Genomic DNA, 12,736 nt, shown 5'->3' with positions numbered 1-12,736 from the left:
TCCCTATTCGCTCTTGGCGGAGGCCACCTCGGCGGCGAGCGCGAGCGCGTCGGCGACGGTCTTGCAGTCGTACGTGCCGAGGCCGTTCTCACTCACGGTCTTTGCCCAGCGCTTGGCGCCCATCGCGGCGACTGCGCTGGTGCCGAGAACGTTGATCACGGCGCGGAGCCCGTTTCGCAGGCCGATCTCGACGCAGTCGGTGTTGATCCAGGCGAGGTCCGCTTGCGAGGGCACGCCGGGATTGCGGGTGAGGTCGACGATCCAGGTCGGGGCGCCGAGCCGGCCGCACTCGTTCAGGCCGCGCTCGAGGGCCTCGCGAAAATGCGGCGTCGTCATCGAGTGCCAGGTCGAGACCAGCGCCTTCTCCGCGCGGTGGTGCGTGACGTCGACGGTCCCCGCGATCGAGTAGAGCGGCACTCCGGCCATTTCCGCAGCCTCCTCGTTGAATCCATCGATGCGTTCGGCGGGCTGCTGCGAGTGCTTGATCCTGCGGCGCGCTTGGCGCTGGCGGCGGCATCTGTCAGGCTCGGAGCGAGCCGATGGACTCGAACGCGCCACTGATCGTCTACGTCGACTTCAAGAGCCCGTACGCGTACGTCGCGATCGGCCCGACGCGAGCGCTCGCGGAGGAGCTCGGCATCGAGGTCGACTGGCGTCCGCTCACGCTCGACATCCCGAGCTTTGCCGGCTCCGCTCGTCTCGGCGAGCGCGATCAGGTGGTCGAGAGCCGCCGCTCTTCGGACCAGTGGGCGTGGGTTCGCTACGCGTACCGCGACGCGCGCCGCTACGGCGCGCTTCGCGGTCTGGTCGTGCGCGGCACCACGAAGATCTGGGACTCGTCGCTCGCCGCGATCGGGATGCTCTGGGCGAAGAAGCAGGGCGCGGAGATTCTGCGCCGGTACATGGACACGGTCTTCGAGCGCTTCTGGCGCCGCGAGCTCGACATCGAGGACGTCGCGGTGATCGAGGCGGTGCTGCGCGAGTCCGGCGCGCGCACCGACGGGTTCCGCGCCCACGCGGCGGGGGAAGGGCGAGCGGCGCACGATGCCGACCAGCGCGAGATCTTCGCGTCGGGGATCTTCGGCGTGCCCTCGTACGTGGTCGCGGGCGAGCTGCTGTGGGGGCGCGAACACCTGCCGCGGATCCGCTGGCTGCTCTCCGGGCGAAAGGGGGCGAGCCCGGACATCGCGTACGAGCGCGCCGCGGATTCTCGCGCGACCGCGAAGACCGCAGCCGACCGACACCTCTCCGTGTCGATCGACTTCAAGAGCCCCGCGGCGCATCTCGCGCTGGGGCCGTCCTGCGCGCTGGCCGACGAACTCGGGGTCTCGATCGAGTGGCAGCCGTTCCTGGTGGCGCAGCGGCGCCGGCCCGAGGCGCCCGACGCGGACGAGGATCGCGGCGCGCGACACCGCCGCTTTCGTGCGGAGTACCAGGCGCGGGAACTCGCGCGCTACGCGGAGGCGCGCGGTCTCGAGCTCAAGGATCGCTATCGCGAGGCCGACTCCACGCCAGCGGGGCTCGCGCTCCTCTGGCTATCGGGGCAGCCGAACTCGCTCGTACGCGCCTTCGTGACGCGCGTCTTCGAGCTTCACTTCTGCGGCGCGCTCGAGCTCGACGACCTCGAAGCGCTCTCGCGAGTCCTCGTCGAGGTCGGCGCGCCGGCCTCGGGCTTCGATAGCTTCGCGCGCGAGCAGGGCCCCGCGGCGCTCGAAGCGCTTCGCGCGGAGCTCGTCGAGGCGGGCGTCTTCGACGTTCCCACCTATCGACTCGGCGGCGAGCTCTTCATCGGCCGCCAGCACCTGCCGCGGATCGGCGAGCTGCTGGCGAGAGCGCCGGTCTCGCGCGCCGCGGAACGAGTATCCTGAGTCAGACGGGCAAAGCCCGCGGAGGATCGTGCGTGAAGCTCTGGCGTGCCGAGACAGGGACGAACGGGGTGGTCGTGGCGACGTACACGAATCCGCCCATGAACTATTTCTGCGCCGAGGCCACGCAGGAGCTCGGCACGCTGATCCGGCAATGGGCCGACCCGTCGGTGCGCGCGGTCGTGCTCACCGGCGGGATGCGCGGAAAGTTCATCACACACTACAGCGTCGAGGAGCTGGCCCAGCTCGCGAGCGACCGGCCGATGCTTGCGGCGCTCGGCCGCAGCCTGAATCACGGCTACCACGAGCTGCTCGGGTCGCTGCGCGATCTGGCAAAGCCGGTGATCGCGGCGCTGAACGGCGACACCATGGGCGGCGGCTTCGAGCTCTCGCTCGCGTGCGACATCCGCATCGCCGCGGCGGGCGATCACCGCATCGGCCTGCCGGAGATCACGCTCGGCATCCTGCCCGGCGGCAGTGGAACGCAGCGGCTCTCCCGCCTTCTGGGTGCGAGCCGCGCGATCGACTTCATCCTGCGCGGGCGGATCTGCCGGCCAGAAGAGGCGCTCGCGTTCGGGCTCGTGCACGAGGTCGCCGACGACGCGCTGGCGCGCGCGAACGCGCTCGCCGCGGGTCTCGCCGAGCTCTCGCCGGTGGCCGTGGCCGAGATCAAACGCTCCGTGTACCAGGGATCGGAGCTGCACCTCGAGGCGGGGCTCGTGATCGAGGCCGAGGCGTTCATGACGACGATGCGCTCCGACGAGGGGCTCGCGGCGATGAACGAGTACGTGGCGCTCCCGCTCGAGAAGCGGCGCGGCTGGCTGGAGCGGCGCGCTCCGCTGTTGCACCCGAAGCGCTAGCCCGCGAAGGATGCCAGCGCCGCGCGCGCGACCACGTCGCCCCACTCCTGCACGAAGTGGCCCGCCTCGGGAAGCTCGAGCGGCGTCGGGCAGCCGCGGATCGTCGCGCGCAGCTCCTCCATCACGGGCTTGCCGAGCACCGGGTCTCGCAGGCCGATCGCCATGAAACTCTGGCCTCGCCACTCCTCGGCGAAGTACCTGCGCGCGCGCTGGCAGTGCTCGATTCCCGCCATGCCGGGCTCGACCGGAACCAGCTGCGGGAAGCGGCGCACTCCCGCCTTGTAGCGCGCGTCGGGAAACGGCGCGTCGTAGGCGGCGGCATCGAACGGATTCAGCGCGCCCGGCGAGGAGAGCGCGATCAGTCCCGCGACGGGGACGTCGTGGAATTGCGCGGCGAAGCTCTTCCAGGCCGCGAAGCCGGGCCCGAGCGACAGGCCTGCGGGAAGCGCGGTGTTCATCGCGATCAGGCTCGCGAAGCGGCCGGGCAGCTCCATCGGCAGCGTCAGCCCGAGAATCCCGCCCCAGTCCTGGACCACGAGCGTGACGTTGCGCAGGTCGAGCCGCTCGACCAGCCGCAGCAGGGACTCGCGGTGGAACGCGAACGTGTAGTCGGCGTCGCGGACCGGCTTGTCGGAGCGGCCGAAGCCGAACAGGTCGGGAGCCACGACGCGGCCGCCGGCCTCGCGGAAGACCGGGAGCATCTTCCGGTACAGGTACGACCAGGTCGGCTCGCCGTGCAGACACAGATAGGTGTCGCGCGGGTCGCGCGGGCCCTCGTCGACGTAGTGCATGCGCAGCCCCGCAAAGCCGGGCAGGTCCTCGACGTAATGCGGCGCCCAGGGAAAGAACGGGAGCACCCCGAAGCGCTCCTCCGGCGTGCGCAGCGCCTCGATTCCGCCGGTGCCCTCGCTCACCACGTGTCCACGCAGGGGCGCTTCTTGCCGGTCCGCGGCGCCGGCGGCGGCACCGAGCGCAGCGCGCGCGTGATCCAGCTTCGCGACTCGGCCGGGTCGATCACGTCGTCGATCTCGAAGTGCGACGCGGTCGAGACCGCCTTTCCGTGCTGGTACATGCGCTCCACCATCTGGTCGTAGAGCGCCTTGCGCTCGGCCGGGTTCTCGAGCGCGGCGAGCTCGTTGCGGTAGCCGAGCTTCACCGCGCCCTCGAGGCCCATTCCGCCGAACTCCCCCGTCGGCCAGGCGATCGTGAAGATCGGCGCCTTGAAGCTCCCGCCCGCCATCGCCTGCGCGCCCAGGCCGTAGCCCTTGCGCAGCACGATCGTGAAGTACGGCACCGAGAGGCTCGCGCTGGTCACGAACATTCGCGAAGCGTGTCGGACCAGCGCCGTCTTCTCGGCCTCGGGCCCCACCATGATCCCCGGCGTGTCGCACAGGAACAGCAGCGGCAGGTCGAACGCGTCGCAGAGCTGCATGAAGCGCGTCGCCTTGTCGGCGCCGTCGCTGTCGATCGCTCCGGCGAGGTGCGTCGGATTGTTCGCGATCACGCCGATCGGCCGGCCGTCGATTCGCGCCAGCGCCGTGACCATCCCCGGGCCGAAGCCGCGCCGGAGCTCGAGCACCGAATCGCTGTCGGCGAGCGTCTCGATCACGCGCCGCACGTCGTAGATGCGCAATCGGTTCTCGGGGATGATCGCGCGGAGCTCGCGTTGATCGGCGCAAGCCCCGTCGGGGAGCGCACCCTGGAAGTACGACAGGTACTTCCTCGCGACCTGCACGGCCTCGGCCTCGTCGCGGACCGCGATGTCGACCACGCCGTTTCGCACCTGCACGTCGAGCGGGCCGACCTCTTCGGGGCGGAACACGCCGAGCCCGCCGCCCTCGATCATGGCCGGGCCGCCCATGCCGATGTTCGAGCCCTGCGTCGCGATCACGACGTCGCAGCAGCCGAGCAGGGCGGCGTTTCCGGCGAAGCAGCGACCCGAGGTGATCCCGACCAGCGGCACCAGCCCCGACAGCCCGCCGAAGTAGTGGAACGCCATGCAGTCCAGGCCCGCCACGCCTAGCGCGTCGGTGTCGCCCGGCCGGCCGCCCCCGCCCTCGGTGAAGAAGACCAGCGGCAGGCGCCACTTCTCGGCCAGCTCGAACATGCGGTCCTTCTTGCGGTGGTTCTGCATGCCCTGCGTGCCGGCGAGCACCGTGTAGTCGTACGACATCAGAACGCAGCGCGCGGCGGACTCGCCGAAGAGCGCAGAATTCACCGCGCCGATCCCCCCGACCAGACCGTCGGCGGGCGTGCGTGCAATCAGGTCTTCGAGCGTGCGGCGGCGACGCTGCGCTGCGATCACGAGCGGGCCGTATTCGACGAACGTGCCCGGATCGCAGAGGTCCATCACGTTCTCGCGCGCGGTGCGCTGGCCGGTCTTGCGCCGCCGCTCGACCGCGTCGGGCCGCGCGTCGTCCTGACCGACCGCGTGTCGGTCGAGCACCTCGGCGAGATCCGGCCGGACGTGCTCGAGGTCGATCGCTCGGGTCTGCTCGCTCCTGGAAGGCGCGACGTCCGAGGGCTCCATGCGCAGCAGAACGCGGTCCGCGAAGACCGCGTCGCCCTTCGCCACCTCGATGCGCCGCACCACGCCGCCGCTCTCGGCCTCGACGACGTGTTCCATCTTCATCGCTTCCATCACGAGAAGCGGATGACCCGCGGCGACCATCTCGCCCTCACTCACGTCGACGGACACGATCGTGCCCTGGAGCGGAGCGCGCACTTCGAGCAGCCCCTCGGGCGGCGGCTCGGTGACGGTGGCGGCCTCAGGAGTCGCGGCGCGCGCCTTGCCGTAATCGAGTACCGCGAGCGGATCGCGCGCGTCGACCCGCGCGCCCGCAAGACCCGCGACCGGCGCCGCCGCCGGAATCGCCGCGAAGAAGCGCTGCTGCTCGGCGCGGCTCTGGCCGGAGACGAGCTCGGCCGCGTGATCCTCGACGAAGCGCGTGCTGATCCCGCCGGCCGCGAGCTCCCGCCGGGACAGCAGGCTCTGCAGGAACGCCAGATTCGTGGCCAGGCCTTCGATCCGGAACTCGCCGAGCGCGCGATACGCGAGCGCGAGCGCGTCCGCGAAGTCGGCGGACGGCGAGCGCACCACGAGCTTGGCGAGGAGCGAGTCGAAGCGGGGATTCGTCGTGTAGCCCGCGTAGCCGCAGGCATCCACGCGCAGGCCGCGTCCCGACGGCGGCTCGAACGCGGTGAGCGTACCGCCGGACGGCCTCGTGGTTCCGTCGTGCCCCATGGTCTCCGCGTTGATCCGCGCCTGAAGCGCGAAGCCGCGCGGCTCGTCGGAGCAGGCTCGATCGAGCCCGAGCTCGGCGAGCGTGCGTCCCGCGGCCAGGCCGAGCTGGGCGTGGACGAGGTCGATTCCCGTCACCTCCTCGGTCACCGTGTGCTCGACCTGCAAGCGCGCGTTGGCCTCGATGAAGGCGAAGCCGGGCTCGCCCGGCCGCGCGTCCAGATCGACGAGAAACTCGATCGTGCCCAGGTTGTCGAAGCGCGCGGCCTCGCCGAGGCGCACCGCGGCATCGAGCAGGCGCTGGCGAAGCGCCTTGTCCAAGCCCGGGCTCGGCGCGATCTCGACCAGCTTCTGGTTGCGCCGCTGCACGCTGCACTCGCGCTCCCACAGGTGCACCACCGCGCCCGAGCCGTCGCCCGCGATCTGCACCTCGACGTGGCGCGCGCGTGGCAGGAGCGCTTCGAGATACACCTCGTCGTTTCCGAAGGCGCTCTTCGCCTCGGAGCGGCAGCGCGGATACGCGGCCTCGAGCTCCGCCGCGCTGCGGACCGCGCGCATTCCGCGCCCGCCGCCGCCGGCGATCGCCTTGATCATCACCGCGCCGTGTCGGCGCTGGAACTCGAGCGCCTGGTCGAGATCGGCCGGGCCTTCCGTGCCGGGCAGCACCGGAATGCCGCAGCTCCGCGCGAGCATGCGAGCGCGAGCCTTGTCGCCGAAGGCCGCGAGCACGTCGGGCCGTGGCCCGACGAAGCGGATCCCCGCCTCGGCGCAGGCGATCGCGAAGGCGGGGTTCTCGGCCTGGAATCCGTAGCCGGGGTGGATCGCGTCGCAGTCCGCTTCGCGAGCCATCGCCACGAGCTGCGCGATGTCGAGGTACGCCGCGGCGCCGCTGCCGCGGAGCAAGCGCGCCTGGTCCGCGCGGCGGACGTGCAGCGAGCGTGCGTCGTCCTCGGAGTAGACCGCGACCGTGCGCAGGCCGCGCTCGGCGGCCGCGCGCGCGATGCGGATCGCGATCTCGCCACGGTTTGCGATCAGAAGGCTCGTGATGGTCATCGCCGCTCCCCCGGGATCGCGATCATCGCAGACGCGGGGAGACGAGTCCGTTGCGCAGCGCGGGCTCGCCGGTCGCGGTGCGCACCTCGAAGCGGGTCGAGCCGTCGGGCTCGGCCGCGAAGATGCGAAGTCCCAGGGTCTGGGGAAGCCGCACCATCGCGCCGAAGCGGCCGGCGACCCGTGCGACCCGCTCGGGGTCGAGGCCCGGCACTCGGTCGACGACCGCGCCGACGGCGAGCGCGAGCGTGGCCGTCCCGTGCAGGATGATCCCGGGCAGGCCCGCGCGTGCGGCGACCGCGGCGTCGGTGTGGATCGGATTCCAGATCCGCGCGCACTCCGTGTAGACGTGCGACGCGTTCGCGGCGACCGGGATCTCGAGCTCGCAGGCCGGCTCGGCCGCAGGTGAGATCGGCGCGGGGGCCTGCGGCTCGTCGCCGAGCGCGCGATCGCCGCCTTCCACTTCGACGCCGCGGAACAGCGAGCCGTACCAGGTCGTGCAGACCGGCTCGCCCGAGAGCTCGCGCGTCTCGAGCCTCACGACCTGGAACGCTCCGGACGGACGGCGTTCGACGCGGCTGATGCAGGCGCGCGTCTCGAGCTGCATCCCCGCGCGAAGCGGCGCGTGCAGCACCAGGTCGTGCGAGGCGTGCACGCCGCGAACACGCTCCTCGGAGGAGAGCCGCTCCCCGACGGGCAGGTGCCGCGTCGACAGGAAGGCGGGCCATTCGAAGCAGACCGGGAAGAGCGGGTGGGCCAGCACGTCCGGCCGGGAACGCGTATCGGTGTAGAGCGGACGCGAATCCCCCAGGCCCGCGGAAAAGGCCATCGTCCAGCGCGCGTCGATCGCGCTGCGCAGCGGCTCGCCGGAGATCCCGACGCTCAAGGAATCGAGCGGCACGCGGCCATTCTATCGTAGGATCACCTCTCAATTTGGAGGGCCTCCCTTTGCACACCGAGCTCTGCGATCGACTGGGCATCGAGTTCCCGATCTTCGCCTTCAGTCACTGCCGGGACGTGGTCGCCGCCGTCTCGCAGGCGGGCGGGTTCGGGGTGCTGGGTGCGGTGGGCTTCACGCCGGGACAGCTCGAGATCGAGTGCCGCTGGATCGACGAGCACATCGGCGACCGGCCCTACGGCGTGGATCTGGTGATCCCGCAGAAGTACGAAGGGCAGGGCGAGATCGACCCGGCCAAGCTCGAGGCCCACCTTCGCTCGCTGATCCCCGCGCGCCACCGCGAGTTCGCGGCGAAGCTCCTCGCGGATCACGGAGTTCCCGAGCTGCCGCCCGAGAACCGCGCGCGCGAGCTGCTCGGCTGGACCGGCGCCACGGCGGCGCCGCAGCTCGAGGTCGCGCTGAAGCACGACAAGGTCCGGCTGATCGCGAACGCGCTGGGCACGCCGCCGGCCGACGTGATCGATCTGGTCCACCGCAGCGGCCGGCTGGTCGCCGCGCTCTGCGGGCGCGTGCACCAGGCCGTGCGCCACCGCGAGGCGGGCGTCGACATCGTGATCGCGCAGGGAACCGAGGGCGGCGGGCACACCGGCGATGTCGGCAGCCTCGTGCTCTGGCCGCAGGTGATCGAGGCGGTCGCGCCGGTTCCGGTGCTCGCGGCCGGCGGCATCGGCACGGGCTCGCAGATCGCCGCGGCGCTCGCGCTCGGCGCGCAGGGAGTCTGGACCGGATCGCTCTGGCTCGCCGTCGAGGAAGCCGAGGCGCAGCCCGCGCAGATCGAGTCGTACCTGCGCGCCAGCAGCGAAGACACGGTCCGCACCCGCTCGTTCACGGGCAAGCCGTGCCGGATGCTGCGCAACGACTGGACCGAGGCGTGGGAGCGCGAGGACGCTCCGAAGCCGCTGGGCATGCCGCTGCAGGGAATGGTCACGATGGACGCGATCGCGCGCACCGGCCGCTACGCCTCGTCGCCGCACGCGCAGGCGGTCGCGTTCAACCCGATCGGCCAGACGGTCGGGCTGATCCACGAGGTGCAGTCCTGCCGCGAGCTGATCTACGAGCTCGTCCTTGGCTACGTCGAGGCGAGCGAGCGACTCGCGCAGCTTCAGCCGCGCTGAGACGAGAGGGGGAAAGCATGGCGATTCTCGAGAGCGAGCTGCGACAGGCCCGGAACTGGTCGGCGGACGCCAAGGGATCGATCCACGACGACGCGACCGCCGGAAAGCTCGGCTTCCGCGGCGGAACCGTCGCGGGAAGCATCCACATGGACCAGTTCCCGCCGCTGCTGCTCGGCTGCTTCGGTGAGCGCTTCTTCCGCGACGGCGCGCTCTCGCTGTACTTCCTGAACGCCACCGTCGATCGGGAGCCCGTGCGCGCCTTCGCCGAGGAGCCGAGCTCCGGCTCGACGCAGGTCCGGATATGGATGAAGCGCGAGGACGGACTCGACGTGTCCGAGGGAACCGCCTCGGTCGGCGACGCGTCGAAGTCGGCGCTTCGCGAGCGGGACCTGCGCGCCTGCGATCCGGGCGAGCTGCGCATGCTCCGCGGGCTCGCGCCCGGCACGTCGCTCGGCGAGACGAAGGTCCGGCTCGGGCCGGAGCGGCAGCGCGAGCGGATCGAGCGCGGGCTCTGCAGTGGCCCGCTCGGCTGGTACACGGGGCCGTCGCCGTTCGGCGGTCCGATCGCCGCTCCGTCCGCGCTGGTCGAGCTGCTCTGGGCGCCGCCGACGAAGGCGCTGCGACCCCACGTCGGCGAGGCCGTCGGCCTGTTCGGCGCGATCGAGGTCGCGCACCTGGCCGGTCCGGTCTTCCTCGACCAGACCTACACCGTGACGGGTCAGGTCGTGGCGGTCGGCCAGAGCCCGAAGACCGAGACCCTGTGGTTCGACGCGCTCGCGAGCGATGCGGGCGGACGCGGCGTCGCGAGCATGCGCATGCTGCTCCGCTTCATGAAGGCCTCGTCGCCGCTGTACTCCTGAGAGCCCCGCGCGCCGGAGGCGCGGCTGTCCGCGAGCGCGCACTGCCGGGCGGATCTGCGCCCCGGCCACTCCCGAACGGCTGTCCGAGCCGCGCGCAACCGGTACTCTCTCGCGCCCCCGCACCGATCCGCTCGCCTGGAGATCCCCATGACCGCCAAGCTTCGCGCGTTCCTTCGCGACTTCTGGACCCTGGCGGCTCCGTACTGGAGCTCGGAGGAGCGCTGGAAGGCGCGCGGGCTGCTGCTCGTCGTCGTGTGCATGAGCCTCGGTCAGGTGTATCTGCTGGTTCAGCTCAACACCTGGAACCGCGACTTCTTCGACGCGCTGCAGCAGTACGATCAGAGCGCCTTCGGCGCGTTGCTTCTGCGCTTCGCGATCCTCGCCGCGATCTTCATCGCGGCCGCCGTCTACAGCATGTACCTGCAGCAGATGTTGCAGATTCGCTGGCGCCGCTGGCTGACCGAGCGCTACGTGGGCGATTGGCTGGAGGGGCGAGCGTACTACCGGATGCGGCTGCTCGACGTCGGCACCGACAACCCGGACCAGCGCATCGCGGACGATCTGCGCCTGTTCGTCGAGCAGAGTCTCGGGCTCTCGCTCGGGCTTCTGAGGCAGGTCGTCACGCTCGCGTCGTTCGTCGCGATCCTCTGGGGGCTCTCGGGCGCGTTCTCGTTCAGCGTGGGGGGCGTCTCGCTCGCGCTTCCGGGTTACATGGTGTGGGCTGCGCTCGCCTACGCGATCGCCGGGACCTGGCTCACGCACAGGATCGGACGGCCGCTTCCGCGGCTCAACTTCAACCAGCAGCGCTTCGAGGCGGACTTCCGCTTCAGCCTGGTGCGCGTGCGGGAGAGCGCGGAGGGGATCGCCCTGTACCGCGGCGAGGGCGACGAGGCGCGGCGGCTCTCGGATCGCTTCGGCGACGTGTGGCGGAACTGGTGGGAGATCATGCGCCGGCAGAAGCGGCTGCGGACCTTCACCGTCGGCTTCGATCAGGCCGCGGTGCTCTTCCCGTACCTGACCGCGGCTCCGCGCTACTTTGCGAAGGAGATCACGTTCGGCGCGCTCACGCAGACGGCGAACGCGTTCGGCCGGGTGCAGGACGCGCTCTCGTTCTTCGTCGCAGCCTACATCGAGATCGCCGACTGGAAGGCCACCGTCGATCGCTTGATCACGTTCCGCGGCGCGCTCGCGGCCATGCACGGGCAGGCGCCCGAAACCGCCGGGATCGAGCTCGCCGAGGGGGCGGGCGATGCCATCGTGTTGCAGGGGCTCTCACTGGCGCTTCCCGGTGGAGAGACGCTGCTGCGCGGGGTCGAGGCGAAGCTCTCGCGCGGCGAGGCGGTGCTGCTGACCGGCCCGTCCGGAAGCGGCAAGAGCACTCTCTTCCGTGCGCTCGCGGGAATCTGGCCGTTCGGCCGCGGGCGGATCGAGCGGCCCGACACCGAAAGGTGTCTGTTCCTGCCGCAGAAGCCCTACCTGCCGATCGGCAGCCTGCGCGGCGCGGTGTCGTACCCGTCCGCCGAGGGCGCCTTCCCGGACACCGAGATCGGCCGCTGGCTGGCGGAGTGCCGGCTCACCCACCTGGTCGAGAAGCTGGACGAGCACGACCACTGGGAGCAGCGGCTCTCGCCCGGCGAGCAGCAGAGGCTCGCCTTCGCGCGAGCGTTCCTGCACAGGCCGCAGTGGCTCTTCCTCGACGAGGCCACCTCCGCCCTGGACGCCGGGAACGAGGAGCACCTCTACGCCCTGGTCGCGAGCGAGCTGCCGGGAACCACGCTGGTCAGCATCGGGCATCGGACCGCGATCGAACGGTTCCACCGGCGCCGGCTGCAGATCACCGGGGAAGGGGCCCTGGTGTCCCTACCTATTGGCGAGGCCACCGCGCCGGCGGGCTAGCCGGCCGAATCTGGCGATTCCTCGCAACAGCCGCGGGTTGGATCAAATCTTGCCAGTGGCATGCGAATCCGTATGTCAATGCCGAATAAGCCAATGATTTCGGTGGCTTGGGCTTGTATCGCGGGTCGGCGGTGTGGTACTGATCGCCCGTTCGTCGAGCAAGAACCGCCGGCGAAATCGAAATGGAGTTGGACATGCGGACGTTCCTGCAGAGAGCCGTGGTCGGGGTCGTGATCGTTGCGGGGCTCGCCGGCTTCTCGAGCCGTGCCGCCGCGGTGACGGTCGACAGTGTCGGCGACAGCTTCACCGTGAACTTCGGCGGGAACATCAAGGGCGTCGACGTCTCCGGTCTCTCCGCATCCGCTCTCTTCGAGGTGACGTCGATCTCGGGCAACACGCTCGTGATGGACATCACCCTCACGAACACCACCAGCGTGCTCTGGGAGTCGGCACGAGTCAGCGCGTTCGGTTTCAACACGAATCCCGAGATCGTCAGCGCGTCGGTCGACAGCACGGTGTTCGCGAACGTGAACCTGGGCGGTCAGTTCCCGAACGGCTTCGGCTCGGTCGATCTGTGCGTGATCAACAATCGCAACAACTGCACGGGCGGCCGCAAAGGCGGTTTGACCATCGGGCAGTCCACGGGCATCACGCTCTCCCTCACGTTCCAGAACCCGATCAGCGCCGTCGATCTCGACAACTTCGGCGTGCGCTACCAGAGCCTGACCTCGAGCGCGCTCGGCTTCGACGGCGCCTCGGGAACCGGCCGACCCAGCAATCCGATTCCGGAGCCCCGCTCGACGGCGATGTACCTGCTCGGCGGCCTGCTCGTGGCGGGACTGATCCGCAAGCAGCTGGTGGCGGCTCGCTAGTTCGGGCGTAGACTCGGGT

At 70.7% G+C, this 12,736-nt stretch carries 10 protein-coding genes; 6 read left to right on the top strand and 4 right to left on the bottom strand.

Going from position 1 to position 12,736, the window contains the following annotated elements; all coding sequences use genetic code 11:
* Positions 1-3: 3 nt before the first annotated feature.
* Complete coding sequence (locus FJ108_00290; protein ID MBM4334336.1) at positions 4-426, bottom strand: hypothetical protein; 423 nt, start codon at positions 424-426, stop codon at positions 4-6.
* 113 nt (positions 427-539) lie between these two features.
* Between FJ108_00290 and FJ108_00285 the strand changes: the two genes are divergently transcribed.
* Together FJ108_00285 and FJ108_00280 are read left to right on the top strand one after the other, a co-directional pair.
* A complete protein-coding gene (locus tag FJ108_00285) occupies positions 540-1,868 on the top strand; it encodes a hypothetical protein (GenBank protein MBM4334335.1) in 1,329 nt (442 codons plus the stop codon).
* Positions 1,869-1,900: 32 nt separating this feature from the next.
* Positions 1,901-2,725: an enoyl-CoA hydratase/isomerase family protein gene (locus FJ108_00280; protein MBM4334334.1), complete on the top strand. Its 825-nt coding sequence runs from the start codon at positions 1,901-1,903 to the stop codon at positions 2,723-2,725.
* On the opposite strand, the gene FJ108_00275 is transcribed toward FJ108_00280, so the two are convergent.
* From FJ108_00275 to FJ108_00265, 3 genes are read right to left on the bottom strand one after another with little or no spacing between them, the layout of a single operon-like run.
* The gene (locus tag FJ108_00275) at positions 2,722-3,618 is read right to left on the bottom strand and encodes an alpha/beta fold hydrolase (protein ID MBM4334333.1); all 897 of its coding nucleotides are present in this window, start codon (positions 3,616-3,618) and stop codon (positions 2,722-2,724) included. The genes FJ108_00280 and FJ108_00275 overlap by 4 nt on opposite strands.
* A gap of 17 nt (positions 3,619-3,635) precedes the next feature.
* Positions 3,636-7,019, bottom strand: coding sequence for a carbamoyl-phosphate synthase large subunit (locus FJ108_00270; GenBank protein ID MBM4334332.1), 3,384 nt, complete (start codon positions 7,017-7,019; stop codon positions 3,636-3,638).
* A gap of 22 nt (positions 7,020-7,041) precedes the next feature.
* Complete coding sequence (locus tag FJ108_00265) at positions 7,042-7,917, bottom strand: hypothetical protein (GenBank protein ID MBM4334331.1); 876 nt, start codon at positions 7,915-7,917, stop codon at positions 7,042-7,044.
* A gap of 47 nt (positions 7,918-7,964) precedes the next feature.
* On the opposite strand from FJ108_00265, the gene FJ108_00260 reads away from it, so the two are divergent.
* The 4 genes from FJ108_00260 (at position 7,965) to FJ108_00245 (ending at position 12,717) form a co-directional block, all read left to right on the top strand.
* Positions 7,965-9,089 (top strand): nitronate monooxygenase, encoded by a 1,125-nt coding sequence (locus tag FJ108_00260; GenBank protein MBM4334330.1) that lies wholly within the window; start codon positions 7,965-7,967, stop codon positions 9,087-9,089.
* A gap of 17 nt (positions 9,090-9,106) precedes the next feature.
* Positions 9,107-9,949 carry a hypothetical protein gene (locus FJ108_00255; GenBank protein MBM4334329.1) on the top strand — a complete coding sequence of 281 codons (843 nt, stop codon included), beginning with the start codon at positions 9,107-9,109 and terminating at the stop codon, positions 9,947-9,949.
* 147 nt (positions 9,950-10,096) lie between these two features.
* Positions 10,097-11,845, top strand: a complete 1,749-nt coding sequence (locus FJ108_00250; GenBank protein MBM4334328.1) for an ABC transporter ATP-binding protein/permease — start codon at positions 10,097-10,099, stop codon at positions 11,843-11,845.
* A gap of 194 nt (positions 11,846-12,039) precedes the next feature.
* On the top strand, positions 12,040-12,717 hold the full coding sequence (locus FJ108_00245) for a hypothetical protein (GenBank protein MBM4334327.1): 678 nt from the start codon (positions 12,040-12,042) through the stop codon (positions 12,715-12,717).
* Positions 12,718-12,736: the final 19 nt, after the last annotated feature.

This window comes from Deltaproteobacteria bacterium (assembly GCA_016875225.1).
In the GTDB taxonomy this organism is placed as follows: Bacteria; Myxococcota_A; UBA9160; order SZUA-336; family SZUA-336; genus VGRW01.
This window is presented reverse-complemented; position numbering and strand designations above follow the sequence as displayed.